The sequence below is a fragment of the Leisingera sp. genome (genome assembly GCF_034669605.1).
GTDB lineage: Bacteria > Pseudomonadota > Alphaproteobacteria > Rhodobacterales > Rhodobacteraceae > Leisingera.
This window is the reverse complement of record NZ_JAXMOX010000026.1, coordinates 1-16,959: the sequence shown is the minus strand read 5'-3', so window position 1 is coordinate 16,959 and position 16,959 is coordinate 1. Positions and strand designations below refer to the sequence as shown.

Annotated in this window: 14 protein-coding genes; 6 read left to right on the top strand and 8 right to left on the bottom strand. The window is 65.7% G+C overall.

Going from position 1 to position 16,959, the window contains the following annotated elements; translation table 11 throughout:
* Positions 1-34: 34 nt before the first annotated feature.
* From VOI29_RS05160 to VOI29_RS05140, 5 genes are all read right to left on the bottom strand, one after another.
* A complete protein-coding gene (locus VOI29_RS05160) occupies positions 35-676 on the bottom strand; it encodes a LysE family translocator (protein WP_323776469.1) in 642 nt (213 codons plus the stop codon).
* 496 nt (positions 677-1,172) lie between these two features.
* A complete protein-coding gene (locus VOI29_RS05155) occupies positions 1,173-2,507 on the bottom strand; it encodes a S41 family peptidase (protein WP_323776468.1) in 1,335 nt (444 codons plus the stop codon).
* Positions 2,508-2,514: 7 nt separating this feature from the next.
* Positions 2,515-3,648, bottom strand: a complete 1,134-nt coding sequence (locus VOI29_RS05150) for a peptidase M23 (RefSeq protein ID WP_323776467.1) — start codon at positions 3,646-3,648, stop codon at positions 2,515-2,517.
* Positions 3,645-5,162 (bottom strand): 2,3-bisphosphoglycerate-independent phosphoglycerate mutase, encoded by a 1,518-nt coding sequence (gene gpmI, locus VOI29_RS05145; RefSeq protein ID WP_323776465.1) that lies wholly within the window; start codon positions 5,160-5,162, stop codon positions 3,645-3,647. The genes VOI29_RS05150 and gpmI overlap by 4 nt, the downstream gene beginning before the upstream one ends.
* A gap of 148 nt (positions 5,163-5,310) precedes the next feature.
* Positions 5,311-8,238 (bottom strand): error-prone DNA polymerase, encoded by a 2,928-nt coding sequence (locus tag VOI29_RS05140; RefSeq protein WP_323776500.1) that lies wholly within the window; start codon positions 8,236-8,238, stop codon positions 5,311-5,313.
* Positions 8,239-8,467: 229 nt separating this feature from the next.
* Between VOI29_RS05140 and VOI29_RS05135 the strand changes: the two genes are divergently transcribed.
* Positions 8,468-8,932, top strand: a complete 465-nt coding sequence (locus tag VOI29_RS05135; protein ID WP_323776463.1) for a DUF1203 domain-containing protein — start codon at positions 8,468-8,470, stop codon at positions 8,930-8,932.
* A gap of 154 nt (positions 8,933-9,086) precedes the next feature.
* On the opposite strand, the gene VOI29_RS05130 is transcribed toward VOI29_RS05135, so the two are convergent.
* The gene (locus VOI29_RS05130) at positions 9,087-10,016 is read right to left on the bottom strand and encodes an ABC transporter ATP-binding protein (RefSeq protein ID WP_323776461.1); all 930 of its coding nucleotides are present in this window, start codon (positions 10,014-10,016) and stop codon (positions 9,087-9,089) included.
* A 71-nt stretch (positions 10,017-10,087) separates the two neighbouring features.
* Here VOI29_RS05130 and VOI29_RS05125 point away from each other — a divergent pair, with 71 nt between their 5' ends.
* The 4 genes from VOI29_RS05125 to VOI29_RS05110 all read left to right on the top strand — a co-directional run bounded on the left by VOI29_RS05125 (position 10,088) and on the right by VOI29_RS05110 (position 14,511).
* A complete protein-coding gene (locus VOI29_RS05125; RefSeq protein WP_323776459.1) occupies positions 10,088-10,270 on the top strand; it encodes a zinc-finger domain-containing protein in 183 nt (60 codons plus the stop codon).
* Positions 10,271-10,313: 43 nt separating this feature from the next.
* Complete coding sequence (locus VOI29_RS05120) at positions 10,314-10,799, top strand: flavodoxin family protein (protein WP_323776457.1); 486 nt, start codon at positions 10,314-10,316, stop codon at positions 10,797-10,799.
* A gap of 275 nt (positions 10,800-11,074) precedes the next feature.
* Positions 11,075-13,879 carry a DNA polymerase I gene (gene polA, locus VOI29_RS05115; RefSeq protein ID WP_323776455.1) on the top strand — a complete coding sequence of 935 codons (2,805 nt, stop codon included), beginning with the start codon at positions 11,075-11,077 and terminating at the stop codon, positions 13,877-13,879.
* 368 nt (positions 13,880-14,247) lie between these two features.
* Positions 14,248-14,511 carry a hypothetical protein gene (locus VOI29_RS05110; protein ID WP_323776454.1) on the top strand — a complete coding sequence of 88 codons (264 nt, stop codon included), beginning with the start codon at positions 14,248-14,250 and terminating at the stop codon, positions 14,509-14,511.
* 109 nt (positions 14,512-14,620) lie between these two features.
* Here VOI29_RS05110 and VOI29_RS05105 read toward each other — a convergent pair whose 3' ends face one another.
* Together VOI29_RS05105 and VOI29_RS05100 are read right to left on the bottom strand one after the other, a co-directional pair.
* A complete protein-coding gene (locus VOI29_RS05105; RefSeq protein WP_323776453.1) occupies positions 14,621-15,373 on the bottom strand; it encodes a hydroxypyruvate isomerase family protein in 753 nt (250 codons plus the stop codon).
* A gap of 352 nt (positions 15,374-15,725) precedes the next feature.
* The gene (locus tag VOI29_RS05100; RefSeq protein ID WP_323776452.1) at positions 15,726-16,310 is read right to left on the bottom strand and encodes a DUF1285 domain-containing protein; all 585 of its coding nucleotides are present in this window, start codon (positions 16,308-16,310) and stop codon (positions 15,726-15,728) included.
* 64 nt (positions 16,311-16,374) lie between these two features.
* Between VOI29_RS05100 and VOI29_RS05095 the strand changes: the two genes are divergently transcribed.
* Positions 16,375-16,959 (top strand): AAA family ATPase (locus tag VOI29_RS05095; protein WP_323776450.1); only part of this gene is annotated, 585 nt, incomplete at its 3' end.

Sequence of the window (16,959 nt, the reverse complement as noted above, 5' to 3'; positions counted from 1 at the left end):
CGTTGATTTTCAAATTCGGTGCTCTGCCCGGAGCTCACGCACGGCGGGCAACGGCTGTTGCCGCCTGGCCAAGGATGAAGACCCCGGCGGCGCCGATGATGGCACCGGCAACCCGGTTCAGCTTTTGCAAGGCGCCGGCCTGCGTCATCATCGTCCGGGCGCCCGAGGCCAGCAGCGCATAGGGCAGCAGCGTCAAAAACAGCACCGCAACGGTCAGCACGCTCAGCGCGGCCCATTGCGACACCCCCACCGCTTCCAGATCAATGACGGTTGGCAGCAGGGCGAGATAGAAGATGATCGTCTTGGGATTGCCCAGCGTCAGCGCAAACCCCGACAGGAACGTCTTGAGCCCGCGGCGGTTGCCGGCCTTGCGCACAAGGGTCAGGCCGGCCTCGTTGCGCCAGAACTTGCTGGCCAGGTAAACCAGATACAGGCCGCCCAGCACCTTGATCGCCAGCAGCGCGCCCGAGAACAGCTGCGCGATCGCAGCCAGGCCTGCAATGGCAATGGTCAGATAGACCACATCGCCCAGCGCAATGCCCGCCAGAAAGAACAGCGATACCTGCAGCCCATTGCCAAGGGATTGCCCGACCAGACCCGCCACACCCGGACCGGGAATGACAGCCGCGATAGACAGAGCGACGGAATAGGCGATGAGCGGAGCCAGTAAATCCATTGGCACAATCCTGAATGCAATTTCTGCGCGACTCTACCAAGGTTTTTGCGCCTGGCAAGCCGGAGAATATATCCCGGCAGACATTGCTTTTGGCGGACTGCGCCCCTTTCCCCTCCGGGTGTTGCGCCGCCGCCGTACGCCCCCTTCACCCGATTCTCAGATATTCGCGGCATACTCCTCTCTGATCGAGATCACCCGCCATGCCCCATGCGCATGGGCCATGATACGAGGCGCAGGCATCTGTGTGGCTGCCTGCGCAACACCCGGAGACCGGCCCCGATAATAAGGGGGTCGTTCAGGAACTCCTGTCCGAGCAGGCCCCGCGGGGTCTGTCCAACTCCCCCCGGCGGCGCCGCCATCCTTCACCGGATCAAGGCTGCACCAGAAGGACCGGAAACGGAATGGAACCGCCCAGGCGATACGCCCGGGCGGCTGTGCCTGCTGCATGAAAAAGGCCGCCCCAGGGCGGCCTTTTCAAAACTCATTGCTGCGGGCCTCAGTTCGGCCCCAGCGCCACCAGGCCTTTCAGGATGTCGATGGCATAGGCTAGCTGGTAGTCCTCCTCGCGCAGCTCGGCGGCTTTTTCGGCCTTCTCGCGGTCGGCTTCGATCTGGCGGATCTCATCCTCGCTCAGGCTGTCATTGTTCAGGCGGCCGCGCAGATCGGCTTCGGAGCGCGAGCGGCGGGCCGGGCTGGCCTCTTCCTCTTCCGCAGCGGCTTTGCGGCGCGGCTGCTGAACCACGATGTCCGGGCTGACACCCAGCGCCTGGATCGAACGGCCCGACGGCGTGTAATAGCGCGCGGTGGTCAGACGCATCGCGCCGTCGCCCTTCAGCGGCATCACCGTCTGCACCGATCCCTTGCCGAACGACTTGGTGCCGATCACGATAGCGCGGCGGTGGTCCTGCAGCGCTCCGGCCACAATCTCCGAGGCCGAGGCCGAACCGCCATTGATCAGCACCACAATCGGCTTGCCCTTGGCCAGATCGCCCGGGGTTGCGTTGAACCGCTCGCCGTCCTCGGGGTCGCGGCCGCGGGTCGAGACGATCTCGCCCGATTCCAGGAAGCTGTCCGCCACCTTGATCGCCTGGGTCAGCAGCCCGCCCGGGTTGTTGCGCAGGTCCAGCACGATGCCGTTGACACTCTCCATGCCGCCGGCCTCCTCGATCTGCTTCTTCAGGTTTTCCTCAAGGTTCGGCGTGGTCTGGTCGTTGAAGGTGGTGATCCGCATCACCACGGTGTCGCCCTCGGTGCGGCTGCGCACCGCGGTCAGCTTGATGGTGTCGCGGATGATCGAGACATCAAACGGCTCCGCCTCGCCTTCGCGCACTACGGTGATCACAATCTCGGATCCGACCGGCCCGCGCATCAGCTCCACGGCCTCGTCCAGCGACAGGCCCAGCACGCTTTCGCCGTCCACATGGGTGATGAAATCGCCGGCTTCCATCCCGGCCTCATCCGCCGGGGTGCCATCGATCGGAGAGACAACTTTGACAAAACCCTCTTCCTGGGTGACTTCAATCCCCAGGCCGCCGAATTCGCCGCGGGTCTGCACCCGCATGCTGGCCGCGTCATCCGGCGACAGATAGCTGGAATGCGGATCCAGCGAGGTCAGCATGCCGCCGATCGCCGCCTCGATCAGCTCCTTCTCGTCGACCTCCTCGACATATTGCGCGCGGATGCGCTCGAAGATGTCGCCGAACAGGTCCAGCTGCTCATAGACGTTTGCCTCGCCCGCGCCCTCCTGCGCCAGCAGAGGACCCGCGACATAGGTTGTTGCAACAATCCCTGCCAGCGTGCCGCCAATGGCCGCCATCGCAAATTTTTTCATCAAGCCTTCATCCACCTTTTCCAGTGCGGAACCATGTTTCCGGGTCCACCGGGCTGTTGTCCATTCTTACTTCTATATAGAGCGTTTCTGTCCGGTCAGTTCCACCCCCTTCACCGCTAAGTGACAGAATTGCATCCGGCTTGGGGTTTTCTCCGCTCATCAATCCAACCGGGGTGCCCGCGGGGATCACCTGGCCTGCTTCGCCGAACACCTCGGCCAGGCCGGAGAGCACAAACAGGGTGTCCGGCTGCGGCTCCAGAATCACCACATTGCCCAGATCCAGAAGCGGCCCGCGGTAGCGGATGGTGGCGGCGGCCGGCGCCGTGACCAGGGCGCGGGGGCGGGCCGCAATCAGCAGGCCGGGGCGGGCAATGCCCGCCGCATCCCGCGCGCCGTAGCCGCGCAGCAGCAGCCCTTCGACCGGCAGCGGCAGGCTGCCGCGCAGCTCGCTGATGTCGGCGCTGGTCCCGGCAATGTCCCCGCTGGCAATCTCGGCCAAACCATCGGCAAAGCCCGACAGCGTCTCGGTCGAGGATATCAGGATCGCGGTGCGCACCGGATCGGCGGTGAACCGCTTGGGCAATGTGGTGCGGTCGGCAATCGCGGTGGACAGCTGCACCCGCGCGGACTGCACGCCCGCCAGCCCTTCCTCCAGCGTGCTGGCCGCGTTCTGCTGCAGCAGCCGCAAGGACTGAACCTCGTCCAGATCCGCCTTCAGCATCTGCGCCCTGGCGTGCAAGGCCGGGGTCACCTCGGCCAGCATCATCGCCGACCGCGCCGCCCCCAATGGCCCCGAAGGATGCACCAACAGGACCGGCGGCGGCGAGGTTTCAATGGTCTGGATAATGCCCAGAAGCCCCGAGACCTCGCCTTGCCGCGCCGCCAGCTGGGCGCTCAGCTGCGCCTCGCGCCGCGCCACCCGGCGCAGGCCATCACGCATCGCCGCCAGCCCGGCCTCAAAGGCCTGCACAGTTGCGGTCAGCGCTTTCACCCGGTCGCGCGAGCTGCCGGCCTCCTGCAACTGCACCGAGGCCCTCTCCAGCTGCGCCGCCGCCTCCCGCGCGGCCTGGCCCGGGTCCGCAACCGCCTGCAGCGGCGCCCCCAGCAGGGCCAGCAGCAAAAGGCCCGCCCGCAGCGTCATGACAGCAGGCTCTTCCCGGTCATTTCTGCCGGTTTTTCCAGCCCCATCAGCTCCAGTATGGTCGGCGCCAGATCCGCCAGCCGGCCGTTGCGCAGTGTCGCGCCCTCCGGCCCGCCGACCAGTGCCACCGGCACCAGGTTCAGCGTATGCGCGGTATGGGTGCCGCCGGTGTCCGGGTCCACCATCACCTCGCAATTGCCGTGATCGGCGGTGACAATCATCGCCCCGCCCGCCTTTTCCAGCGCTTCCACCACCTGCGCCAGGCCGCGGTCCACCGCTTCACAGGCCAGCATCGCCGCCTTCAGATCGCCGGTATGGCCAACCATATCAGGGTTGGCGTAATTGGTCACAATCAGGTCATAGCCCGCCTCGATTGCTTCAATGAACTTCTCCGTCACCTCCGGCGCGCTCATCTCCGGCTGCAAATCATAGGTCGCCACATTCGGCGACTTCGGCATGAATCTGTCTTCGCCCTCTTCCGGCTCTTCCTTGCCGCCGTTGAGGAAGAACGTCACATGCGGATATTTCTCGGTCTCCGCCAGCCGGAACTGGCGCTTGCCCTGTTTGGCCACCCAGGCGCCCAGCGTGTTGACGATGGCCGCCTTGGGATAGCAGGTGGTCATGTAACTGCTATGGCTGTCGGAATATTCCACCATGCCCAGCAATGCGGCCAGGTCCGGGCGGGGGCCGGTGTCGAACTCATCAAAGCCCGGCTCGCCGATGGCGCGCAGGATCTCCCGCGCGCGGTCGGCGCGGAAGTTGAGGCAGAAGAACCCGTCGCCGTCCTTCACGCCCTGATAGCCCGCCAGCACGGTGGCGGCGATGAATTCATCGGTTTCCGACTGGTTATAGGCATGGTCCACTGCACCATGGGCATTCAGCCCCGGCCGCCCCTTGGCGTGGATCATCGCGTCATAGGCCTCGCTCACCCGGCCCCAGCGGTTGTCGCGGTCCATCGCGAAATAGCGCCCGGTGACGGTGGCAATCCGCGCGCCTGCGGGCAGTTTCTCCTCCAGCCGGCGGAAGTGGCGGAAGGCCGATTTCGGCGCCACGTCGCGGCCGTCGGTGATCGCATGCAGCCAGACCGGCACCCCGGCCTCGTGAATGGCCTTCACCGCCGCCAGGATGTGGCTGATATGCCCGTGCACGCCGCCGTCAGAGACCAGCCCCATCAGATGCGCCGCGCCGCCGCTTTCCTTGAGCCGGGCGATGAACGCCAGCAGGGCTTCGTTTTCAAAGAACGAGCCGTCCTCGATCGCCAGGTCGATCTGGCCCAGATCCATCGCCACCACCCGGCCCGCGCCGATATTGGTGTGGCCGACCTCGGAATTGCCCATCTGCCCGGTCGGCAGCCCCACGTCCGGCCCGTGGGTGATCAGCCTGGCCGCCGGCCCTTTGGCCATGATCGCATCAAAGGCCGGGGTCTGCGCCAGATAGGGCGCGTTTGCCTTGCCCGGCTCGCCACTGCCCCAGCCGTCAAGAATGCACAGGACAACGGGTTTGGGTGCGGTCATGGGGTAGCTCCTGGGCAAGGCAGTGTTCGCAAGCCTTCTAACGCCTCGCCGCGCCGGGGTGAACCGGCATTCCTGCCACAGTTGGCGTTATCAGGGCCGCTGCCGTGCTGCTGTGCCCCCGCTCTGCGCTTCATCTTTCCCCAAATACTCACTTCCCCGGTCCGCGCCCCGCGCCGCCGCCCGGGCTCTGCGGCGTCAGCAGATGCCGGAGCAGCGCCACCGGATGGGCGCGCAAGGACAGCCGCATGGCGACGTAATCCTCGACCACCTCCTCGCCCAGCCCCATCTGCGGCAGGTCGGCTTCCGGCTCGCAGATCCCCTCCCCCTCCAGCTCGCGGGCAAACAGCGGCAGCGGCTTGCGGGCGGTGATCGCCTTGGCCGCCCACAGGGCCTCGCGCCGGTTGAGGCCGAGGGCGGCAAAGGCATCGGCCTCCGCCAGCCGCGCGATCACCGGCGGCGCGATGCCGGCCTTGCGCCAGACGTCCTCGACCTCGGTATAGCCATTGCCGCGCGCCGCCGTCAGCCAGGCCGCGTCCTCATCCCGCAGCCCCTTGACCTGCCGAAACCCCAGCCGCAGCGCCAGGCCGCCGGACCCGTCCGGCTCCATCACATTGTCCCAGTAGGAACTGTTGATGCAGACCGGGCGCACCTCGACCCCGTGCGCGCGGGCGTCCCGCACGATCTGCGCGGGCGCGTAGAACCCCATCGGCTGCGCATTCAGCAGCGCGCAGGCAAAAATGCCGGGGTGGTGGCATTTGATCCAGGCCGAGGCATAGACCAGCAGCGCAAAGCTCGCCGCATGGCTTTCGGGAAAGCCGTAGGAGCCGAACCCCTCGATCTGGGAAAAGCAGCGTTCGGAGAATGCGGCGTCATAGCCGTTCTGCGCCATGCCGCGCAGGAACAGGCTGCGGAACTCGCTGACATTGCCATGTTTCTTGAAGGTCGCAAGCGAGCGCCGCAGCCGGTCGGCCTGTTCCGGCGAAAACCCCGCGCCGACGATGGCGATCTGCATCGCCTGCTCCTGAAACAGCGGCACGCCAAGGGTCTTGCCCAGCACCTCGCCCAGCGCGTCGGAGGGGAAATGCACCGGCTCCTCGCCATTGCGGCGGCGGATATAGGGGTGCACCATGTCGCCCTGGATCGGGCCGGGGCGGACGATGGCGACCTCGATCACCAGATCATAGAAATTGCGCGGCTGCATCCGCGGCAAAAAGTTCATCTGCGCCCGGCTCTCGACCTGGAACACCCCGATGCTGTCGGCCCGGCACAGCATGGTGTAGACCGCCGGATCCTCCGGCGGCAGGGTGGCGAGGCTGTAATCCAGCTGGTGATGCTGCTGCATCAGATCAAACGCCTTGCGGATGCAGGTGAGCATCCCCAGCGACAGCACATCGACCTTGAGGATGCCCAGCGTGTCGATGTCGTCCTTGTCCCAGCAAATCACCGTGCGCCCCTCCATGGTGGCGTTCTCGATCGGCACCAGCTCGTCCAGCCTTCCTTGGGTGATGACAAAGCCGCCCACATGCTGGCTCAGGTGGCGGGGGAAGCCGATGATCTCCTCCACCAGCTGCATCGTCAGCTGCAGGCGGCGGCTGGAGGGGTCGAGGCCGATTTCGCGCATCCGCTCGGCCTCCACCCCCTTGGCACTGAAGACCCCCCACAGCTGAGAGCTGAGCGCCGAGATGGTGTCCTCGGTCAGCCCCATGGCGCGGCCCACCTCGCGGATCGCGCGCTTGCCGCGGTAGTGGATCACCGTGGCGCAGAGCCCTGCGCGGTGGCGGCCGTAGCGTTCATAGATCCACTGGATCACCTCCTCGCGCCGTTCGTGTTCGAAATCGACGTCAATGTCGGGCGGCTCGTCGCGGGCTTCACTGACGAAACGCTCGAACACCATGGTGCCCAGTTCCGGGCTGACCGAGGTGACGCCGAGGCAGTAGCAGACCACCGAATTCGCCGCCGAGCCGCGCCCCTGGCACAGGATCCCGCGGGAGCGGGCAAAGGCGACGATGTCGCGCACGGTCAGGAAATAGGGGTCGTATTTCAGCTTGGCGATCAGCGCCAGCTCATGCTCCAGCAGGCCGCGCACCCGCTCCGGCGCGCCGCCGGGATAACGCCAGCTGAGGCCCTCTTCGGCCAGCCGCCGCAGCCGCTGCGGCGGGGTTTCACTGCCGCGGCCCTCGTCCGGGTAGTCATAGCGCAGTTCGTCCAGCGAGAAGGCCAGCTGCGCCGCCAGCCGGGCGGCATTGTCCACCGCGTCTTCATAGCCGCGGAACAGGCGGCGCATTTCCGCCCCGGAGCGCAGCCGCTGCTCGCCATTGGCCATGGCAGCGCGGCCCAGATCCTCCACCTTGCGGCGCAGGCGGATGGCGGTCAGCACATCGCCGAGGCGGCGGCGGCGGCCGTGATGCATCTTTGGCGCGGCGCTGGCCAGCAGCGGCAGGTTCAGATGCCTGGCGAGATCCGCGAGCTGCGCAAACCGGGCCCGGTCGCCGCCATCATAGGCAGGCGCCATCAGCAGATGCATACGGGGGCCGAAGCGCCGCGTCAGCCCGTCCATATGCGGCCCCCATCCGCCCGCGCCGCAAGGCGTCTGTCCCGCCTGCGGCAGCAGCAGCAGGTGCAAACCCTCTGCGAATTCCATCAGGTCGGACAGGCGGAGCATACAGCTGCCTTTTTCCGCCCTCAGCCGCCCAATGGACAGCAGCCGCGTCAGGCTGCCCCAGCCCGCCCGGGTCTGCGGCAAGGCAATCACCTGCGGCGCATCGGCGAAGATCAGCCGCGCCGCCGGGAGCAGCCGCGGCACCTCATAGACAGGGAAGGAGGGCGGCGGCGCCAGCGTTTCAGGCCGCGGCGGGCCGATCGGGGCGTTCCGCCGGTCCCAGACCCGCCGCTCCTGCACCCTTCGGGCAATGTCGCGGCATTCCGCATGGGCGCGCACGATGCCCGCCACCGAGTTCTCGTCGGCAATCGCAACCGCGCCGATGCCCAGCTCCAGCGCGCGGGTCACATACTCCTCCGGGTGGGACGCCCCGGTGAGGAAGGTGAAGTTGGACAGGCAGGCGAATTCGGCAAACATGAGTCGCATGATATTCCCGTTTTGTTCCCATGTGGAGTCATGCTGCGGAGATCTGCCGGCAGGCGCTGCCGCGCCGCGCATCAGCGCGGCGCCCGGCCCAACAGCCAGAGGGCATTTTCAATGCCTGCGCGGCGGGCGGGAGCCCTCTGTCCCTCTGCGGGATGCGCAAGATCCGGGTCGATTGCGCCCGCTCGAATACGGCATGGTCCCATCAGAAAAGGAGAAAAACATGACCAGAATCACTGCCCTGCCCACAGACCTTGTCCGCGCCCTGCAGGATGGCGGCCCCGATGCCCACGGCCAGATACCGGAGCGCACGGTGTCGGACGGCGGCAGCAACCCCTGCCGCCACTGTCTGCAATACATCCCCGAAGGTGCGGGCATGCTGATTCTCGCCCACCGCCCCTTCCCCGAGGCGCAGCCCTATGCCGAGACCGGGCCCATTTTCCTGTGCGCCGGCCATTGCGCGCGGCATCAGGGCGAGGCGGTGCCGGAAGTTCTGGAGCGCGCGCCCGACTATCTGATCAAGGGCTACAGCGCCGGTCACCGGATCATTTACGGCACCGGCATTGTCATTCCGCAGGCGGAGATGATGGCGCGGGCCGAGGCGATTTTTGCGGACGAGCGGGTCAACTACATCCACATCCGGTCGTCGCGCAACAACTGCTATCAGGCGCGGATTGACCGGGAGTGAATTGGCGTTGAGGACAAGATCGGCAGCTTAACTGCAGAAAGCTGAGGGCTGCGTCTGCCTGGGCTGGCGCGAATGCGCCTGCCGGGCGGCAGGCAGGCGCAGCCCGGCCTCGCGGCCGGGCAGAACAGGCATTCTAATCACTCAGGCTAATCACTCAGGCGGATTTCGTCAGCGACAGGAAGACATCCTCCAGATCGGCTTCCTCGGTCTTCACGTCGCGGATGCTGATGCCTGCCGCATGGACCGCGGCCAGCACCTCCTCGGCGCTGGTCAGACGGCTGCGGTAGCGCAGCACCACGGCGCCGTCCTCGCGCAGCTCGGCCTCGATGCCTGCGCCCTGCGGCAGCCCCGTCACCGGCGCCGCGGGATGGACCACCATGGCCTTGGCATCCAGCCGGCCCAAGAGGCTGGCCTTGGAATCCCGCGCCACAACCGCACCCTGGCTGATGATGGCGATCTCGTCGCACATCTCCTCGGCCTCCTCCAGGTAATGGGTGGTGAGGATGATGGTCATGCCTTGCGCGTTCAGCTTGCGGATGTTTTCCCACAGCATCTGGCGCAGCTCGATATCGACGCCCGCGGTGGGTTCGTCCAGCACCAGCACCGAGGGGTGGTGCACCAGCGCCTTGCCCAGAAGCAGCCGCCGCCGCATGCCGCCCGACAGGGTGCGGGCATAGGCCTCTGCCTTGTCCTCCAGCCCGATCATCCGCAGGATCTCGTCGCTGTGGCGCTCGGATCTGGGCACGCCGTAAAGGCCCGCCTGCACCTCCAGCGCGCCGCGCGGGGTGAAAAAGGGATCCAGGTTCAGCTCCTGCGGCATGACGCCGATGGCGGCGCGGCTCTGGCGCGGGTTTGCGTCCTGGTCAAACCCCCAGATCGACACCTTGCCCGAAGTCTTGCGCACCAGGCCTGCCAGGATGTTGATCAGCGTCGACTTGCCGGCACCGTTGGGCCCCAGAAGGCCAAAGACTGACCCGCGCGGCACCGTGAGGTCGACATCTTTCAGCGCGTGTTTCTCCGGCTGGCCTTTGCGGCCCTTGTAGATTTTGCGCAAAGCCTCAATGCGGATTGCATCGCTTGTCATCGCCGCTCTTGCCCCCGGTTTTTGCTTGGCTCATAAAAGCGCCTAGCCGAAAAGTGAAAGGACTGCCAGCCATGAGCACCGAAGCGCCGGAAACCAAGACCGTGAACAGCCGCAAGGTGGCCTGCGACGGCAGCGAGGGCGCGCTGGGGCATCCGCGGGTCTATCTGCTGATCCCCGAGGAAGAGGGATTTGTGGAATGCCCCTATTGCGACTGCAAATACATCTACGAGGACGCGGCCAAGGCGGCGGAGTGATCCGGGCCTTCCGCCTGTCTGCTGACGGCGCAGGCTGCGGCTGATGGCACAGCTTCTGATCGTCTATCACAGCCGCACAGGCGGCAGCCGCCAGATGGCGGAGGCCGCGTATGAGGCCGCGCGCGGTGAGACCGAGGCCATCCTGAAGCGGGCCGAGGACGCCGGGCCACAGGATCTGCTGGCGGCGGCTGGCTATATCTTCTGCGCGCCGGAAAACCTGGCGGCGCTGTCCGGCCGGATGAAGGAATTTTTCGACCGCTGTTATTACCCGGTGCTGGGGCGCCTCAACGGCCGCCCTTATGCGCAGATGGTCTGCGCCGGTTCGGACGGGGAAAACGCCGCCCGCCAATGCGCGCGGATCGCCACCGGCTGGCGCCTGAAGGACGTGCAGGAGCCGCTGATCATCTGCACCCATGCGCAGACGCCCGAGGCGATCCTGGCAGAAAAGGTGATCCCGGAGGATCAGCTGGAGCGCTGCCGCGAACTGGGTCTGGCATTGGGGGCCGGGCTGGCGATGGGGGTGTTTTGAGGAGCGCAGCCGAATGCAAAGGGACGCGCCGGAGCCTGGGAGGGCGTCCACAAAGGATTTGCTGGCTGTGACGATGCCATGCCCGCGCCCTTCGTGCGGGTTGAAACGGTGCAATGCGCCCTGACGTGGGGAGGGTCGGGCGCGGCCCGGGCTTGCAGCCCGTGCCAAGGCATTGAGTGGCCCCCGCGCCAAACTCGCAATTGCCCTTCCCCGCAGGATCACCGATAACCGGGAAACAGAACACGAACGGATTTCCAACGGGAGCGCGACAGGCCATGAGCGGGACACAATTCGGCAAGGGCTGCCATCTGCATCTGATCGACGGCTCGGCCTTCATCTTCCGCGCCTATCACGCGCTGCCGCCGTTGACCCGCAAATCCGACGGGCTGCCGATCGGCGCGGTGGCCGGGTTCTGCAACATGCTGTTCAAACAGGTCGAGGACAACAAAGGCCCCGATGCGCCGACCCATGTGGCGGTGATCTTCGACTATTCCGGCAAATCGTTCCGCAATGAGATGTACGACCAGTACAAGGCCAACCGCCCGCCGGCGCCGGAGGATCTGGTGCCGCAGTTCCCGCTGACCCGCGAGGCGACCCGCGCGTTCAACATCGCCTGCAAGGAAGTCGAAGGGTATGAGGCCGACGACATCATCGCCACCCTGGCGCATCAGGCGCGCGATGCCGGCGGGCGGGTGACCATCATCTCCTCGGACAAGGACCTGATGCAGCTGGTCGGCGGCGGCGTCGAGATGCTGGACGCGATGAAGAACAAGCGCATCGACAGCGACGGCGTGGTGGAGAAGTTCGGCGTCGGCCCCGACCGGGTAGTGGATGTGCAGGCGCTGGCCGGCGACAGCGTTGACAACGTGCCGGGCGCGCCGGGGATCGGGATCAAGACCGCGGCGCTCCTGATCAATGAATTCGGCGATCTGGAGAGCCTGCTGGACCGCGCCGAGGAGATCAAGCAGCCCAAGCGCCGCCAGACCCTGATCGAGAACCGCGAACAGATCGAGCTGAGCAAAAAGCTGGTGCAGCTGGATTGCAGCATGGAGCTGGATTTCACCCTGGATGATCTGGAGGTGATGGAGCCGGATGCGGAAACCCTGCTGACCTTCCTGTCGGAGATGGAATTCCGCACCCTGACCAAGCGGCTGGCCGATCAGCTGGGCATGGATGCGCCGGCAATCCCGGAATCCCCCGCCGCCGCCGCGGCCGCCGCGGCAGCGCCGGAAGCGGTGCCGTTCGACAAGGAAAAGTACGAATGCATCCGCGACGGGGCGGGTTTGCAAACCTGGGTCGACCGTATCCGCCGGCGCGGCTGGGTGGCGGTGGATACCGAAACCACGGGCCTGAATGAAATGGTCGTCGATCTGGTCGGCATTTCGCTGTGTGTCGAACCGGGCGAGGCCTGTTACATCCCCTTGGCGCATAAGGCCGGGGGCGATGATCTGTTCGGCGGCGAGGGGCTGTCCGAGGGGCAGATGCCCTTGGAAGAGGCTGTCGCAATGCTGAAGGGCGTTCTGGAGGATCCGGCGATCCTGAAGATCGGCCAGAACATGAAATACGACGCCAAGATCCTGCATCGCTATGGCGTCGATGTGGCGCCTATCGATGACACCATGCTGATGTCCTATGCGCTGCACGCCGGCATGCACGGGCATGGCATGGATACGCTGTCGGAACGGTATCTGGACCACACGCCGATCCCGATCAAGCCGCTCTTGGGGTCCGGCAAATCGGCGATCACCTTTGACAAGGTCGCGATTGATGACGCGGTGCCCTATGCGGCGGAGGATGCCGACATCACCCTGCGCCTGTGGCAGACCTTCAAGCCGCAGCTGCATCAGGAGCGGGTGACCACGGTCTATGAGACGCTGGAACGGCCGCTGGTGCCGGTGCTGGCGGATATGGAGCGCAACGGCATCAAGGTGGACCGCGACACGCTCAGCCGGATGTCCAACGCCTTTGCCCAGAAGATGGCGGCGCTGGAGGCGGAAATCCATGAGCTGGCGGGACAGACCTTCAACGTCGGCTCGCCCAAGCAGCTGGGCGAGATCCTGTTTGACAAGATGGGGATCGAGGGCGGCAAGAAGGGCAAGACCGGCGCCTATGCCACCGGGGCGGATATCCTCGAGGATCTGGCAACGGAACACGACCTGCCCGCGCGGGTGCTGGACTGGCGGCAGCTCTCGAAGCTGAAATCGACCTACACCGATGCGCTGCAGGACCACATCAACCCGGACACCGGCCGGGTGCATACGTCCTATGCCCAGACCGGCGCCAGCACCGGGCGGATGGCCTCGACCGATCCGAACCTGCAGAATATCCCCGTGCGCACCGAGGAAGGCCGCCGTATCCGCGAGGCCTTTGTCGCGGAAGAGGGCAATGTGCTGTTGTCGCTCGACTACAGCCAGATCGAGCTGCGCATTCTGGCCCATATGGCCGGAATCGATGCGCTGAAACAGGCCTTTTCCGAGGGCCAGGACATTCACGCGATGACCGCTTCGGAGATGTTCGACGTACCGCTGGAGGAGATGACACCGGAGATCCGCCGTCAGGCCAAGGCGATCAACTTTGGTGTGATCTACGGCATCTCCGGCTTTGGCCTGGCGCGCAACCTGCGGATTCCGCGCAAGGATGCGCAGGGCTTCATCGACCGCTATTTCGAGCGCTTCCCGGGGATCCGCAAATACATGGACCGCACCGTCGAATTCGCCAAGGAGCACGGCTATGTGCAGACCCTGTTCGGGCGTAAGATCCACACCGCCGAGATCAACGCCAAAGGTCCCAAGGCGGGCTTTGCCAAACGCGCGGCGATCAATGCGCCGATCCAGGGCACAGCCGCCGATGTGATCCGCCGGGCGATGATCCGGATGCCAAGCGCGATTGCCCATCTGCCCGCGCGGATGCTGTTGCAGGTGCACGATGAACTGCTGTTCGAAGTGCCGGAAGCGGCGGTGGAGGAAACCATCGAAACCGCCCGCCGGGTGATGGAAACCGCTGCCGATCCGGCAGTGCATCTGGACGTGAAACTGGTGGTGGACGCAGGCCGCGGGCAAAACTGGGCCGAGGCGCACTAAGCCGGCCCGCCACCCCGCCGCGGCGGCGGAATGCTCCCGCCCGGCTTCGATCTGGTGATCTCATCCCGTTGGGCCGGGCGCCGCTGGCGCGGCGTGAAAAGGGGCGCCAGGCTGCCTCTCCCGGCCAAGGAGCCGTCAGGCTCCGCGCAGACTGCGCGGCTTGCCCTTGCGGGCCTCTCAGCCCCAACCTGCGCCTTACCGGCAGCAGCCGGCGCAATCAGGGCAGCAACCGGGCCAAGACGCATCGGGCAAAGCCGCTTGGGGCTGAGGTGCATTGACATCCGGCAGGCCGGCTGGGAAGTCTTTTGCCGGTCCGGCCGCAGGAGCCGCCGGACCGGTATTCTGATCAATTATTCCGGTGCAAGACATTGAAGAATATTATCTTTGCCAGCTTTCTGGCAGCCGCGGGCGGCTGCGCGCATCACATCAAGCCTGCGGTCACGCATTACAATGGCGACAGCGTGACCATTGCAACGCCGCAGCATCACAAGCGCCGCTGGGCGCTGGCCGCCGCCACCGGCGAAGCGGAGCGGGTCTGCCAGATGGGCCACGGCAAGCATGCCGAACATGCCTCGGTCCGCAAAGCTCCGGCAGAGCGCAGGAATTTCGATCTGTTTCTCTGCCTGAACTGACGGCGCCGCCCGCCGCGGCAGCGGCGCCCGGCCCAACCGGTGCGGCGGCATCTTCGATGCAGCCTGCAGCGGGCGGGAGCCTGCCCCGGCCCGGCCGGCCGGCTGCGGCTCAGCGCATCCAGCCGAGGCTGTCTTCGGTGCGCCGGGTCGAGGGTGTGTATTCGGCGCTGATCCAGCCGTCATAGCCGCTGGCGTCTATGGCGGCGAACAGCTGCTGGAAATCCACTGGCCCGGTGCCCGGTTCGCAGCGCCCCGGTGCGGCGCCGATCTGCACATGGGCGGCGTGGCGGCCGAAAATCTCCCAGACCTTGACCGCATCGCCGTGGATCATCTGGGCATGGTAGGCGTCATATTGCAGACCGACATTGGGACGGTTCACTTCCTCCAGCACTGCCATCGCCAAATTATAGTCATCCAGGAAATAGCCGGGCTGATCGCCGCTGTTCAAAGGTTCGATGGTGAACTGCTGTTCCGGCGCCCGGTCGGCAGCCCATTGCAGGTTCTGCACGAAGGTGCGCTGCGCCGCAGCATCTTTGGTATAACCTGCCATCACATGGATCTTGCCGGCCTTCAGCACCTCAGCATAGCGCAGCACCCGGCGGATGTCGCGCTGGAACCGGTCGACGCCCTCGGGGAGGGCTGCATAACCGGGCATGCCGCCAGTATAATTGGGCGGCGGCGCGTTGATCAGCAGCAGATCCAGCCCGTAGGTCAGCAAGGCGCGCTGGGTCTCCTTGGCCGCAAGCTCATAAGGATAAAGGATTTCCACCGCCTCGAATCCTGCCGCCGCAGCGGCCTGGAACCGGTCGGGATAGGGCAGCTCGGCAAACAGCATCGAGATGTTGGCTGCGAATCTGGGCATCGGTTTACTCCTGGCTTCACGGAGGTTTATCCCGCGCAAAACCGTAAGGCCAAGAGATAGAAAACGACGCATTGTCGCTTTCCCGCAAGAGCTGAGGCCGCGATCCGGATGCCGCTGCCGGAAACCGGCATGTTTCCGCCGGATTTCCCAAGGATAGCAGCCTTCTTGATGAGCCCCGAGCACCTGGCCGGCAGGTTTTCCTGCGGCAGAGGTGCGGCTGCCGACCTGGCCGCCGGTGAGTCTGCTGCAATGGTTTGAACGGGAAGCTCCCGCCCGGCGGGAACGGAACGCGGCCGCCGCGGGGCGGGCGGATGCCTGCCTGCGCCGCCTACGCGGCAGGCAGAACAGACGTTTAATCCGGATCGAGTTCCGCAGACGGGATCAGCGGGAAGAATGCGCCGCCGGACCAGACGCCGAACCAGCCATCTTTGTGGACGCCCAGCTCCGCCAGCCGGTAGAAGCTTTTACGGTCGATCAAGGCCTCCAGCCCGGCCCGCACCATGACATAGGGAGAGGGCTCGCCGCTTTCGCCATCGCGCTCGACGCGGATCGGGTGCTCCGGCCCCGCCGCGGCGGTGTCGCCGATATTGCTGGTGAAGGTGATCAGCTGATCACGCCCCGCGCCTTCAACATCGAAATCCACCGCAACAAATGGCGCGTCCTCGACGGTGATGCCAACCTTTTCAGCCGGGGTTACCAGGTAATATTTTCCCGCCTCCAGTTTCAGGATCGAGGCGAACAGCCTGACCAGCTCAAACCGGGTGAACGGCGTGCCAAGGTAATACCAGCTGCCGTCGCGGGCGATGCGGATGTCCAGGTCGCCGCTGAACGGCGGATTCCACAGGTGGACAGGCGGCAAACCTTTGCCCTTGGCGGCCGTTTTGGCCGCCGCGGCGATGCCGTCTGCATCGGGTGTCACAGCTTTTTGTCCGCTCATTGCTTTTGCCATTTCCAGTCAGCACGATAGAGTAACAGCATATATCCGGGAAACGAGGAATGTCATGCCTGAAACGGACGATCTGCTGGCCGGCATCGAAGCGCTGGACGCCAAGCTGCAACAGGCGCGCGCGTCGATCACCAAGCGCTTTATCGGACAGGAACGGGTGGTGGACCTCACCCTCTCGGTGCTGTTGTGCGGCGGCCACGGGCTGCTGATCGGCCTGCCCGGGCTGGGCAAGACCCGGCTGGTGGAGACGCTGAGCACGGTGATGGGGCTGGATGGCAGCCGGATCCAGTTCACCCCGGACCTGATGCCCGCCGATATTCTGGGCTCCGAGGTGCTGGACACCGCCGCCGACGGCCACCGGTCGTTCCGGTTTGTGCCGGGGCCGGTGTTCTGCCAGCTGCTGATGGCGGATGAGATCAACCGCGCCAGCCCGCGCACCCAGTCGGCGCTGCTGCAGGCGATGCAGGAGCGGATGGTGACGGTGGCGGGCGAGGACCGGCCCTTGGGGGCGCCGTTCCACGTGCTGGCGACCCAGAACCCGATCGAGCAGGAAGGCACCTATCCGCTGCCGGAGGCGCAGCTGGACCGGTTCCTGCTGCAGATCGATGTGAATTATCCCGACCGCGCGACCGAGCGGGAT

Coding starts and splice junctions, on each gene's coding strand:
- polA (WP_323776455.1), top strand. CDS start 11,075: ATGAGCGGGACACAATTCGGCAAGGGCTGCCATCTGCATCTGATCGAC.
- VOI29_RS05150 (WP_323776467.1), bottom strand. CDS start 3,648: ATGACGCTGCGGGCGGGCCTTTTGCTGCTGGCCCTGCTGGGGGCGCCG.
- VOI29_RS05105 (WP_323776453.1), bottom strand. CDS start 15,373: ATGCCCAGATTCGCAGCCAACATCTCGATGCTGTTTGCCGAGCTGCCC.
- VOI29_RS05140 (WP_323776500.1), bottom strand. CDS start 8,238: ATGTTTGCCGAATTCGCCTGCCTGTCCAACTTCACCTTCCTCACCGGG.
- VOI29_RS05130 (WP_323776461.1), bottom strand. CDS start 10,016: ATGACAAGCGATGCAATCCGCATTGAGGCTTTGCGCAAAATCTACAAG.
- VOI29_RS05155 (WP_323776468.1), bottom strand. CDS start 2,507: ATGAAAAAATTTGCGATGGCGGCCATTGGCGGCACGCTGGCAGGGATT.
- VOI29_RS05125 (WP_323776459.1), top strand. CDS start 10,088: ATGAGCACCGAAGCGCCGGAAACCAAGACCGTGAACAGCCGCAAGGTG.
- VOI29_RS05120 (WP_323776457.1), top strand. CDS start 10,314: ATGGCACAGCTTCTGATCGTCTATCACAGCCGCACAGGCGGCAGCCGC.
- gpmI (WP_323776465.1), bottom strand. CDS start 5,162: ATGACCGCACCCAAACCCGTTGTCCTGTGCATTCTTGACGGCTGGGGC.
- VOI29_RS05160 (WP_323776469.1), bottom strand. CDS start 676: ATGGATTTACTGGCTCCGCTCATCGCCTATTCCGTCGCTCTGTCTATC.
- VOI29_RS05100 (WP_323776452.1), bottom strand. CDS start 16,310: ATGAGCGGACAAAAAGCTGTGACACCCGATGCAGACGGCATCGCCGCG.
- VOI29_RS05135 (WP_323776463.1), top strand. CDS start 8,468: ATGACCAGAATCACTGCCCTGCCCACAGACCTTGTCCGCGCCCTGCAG.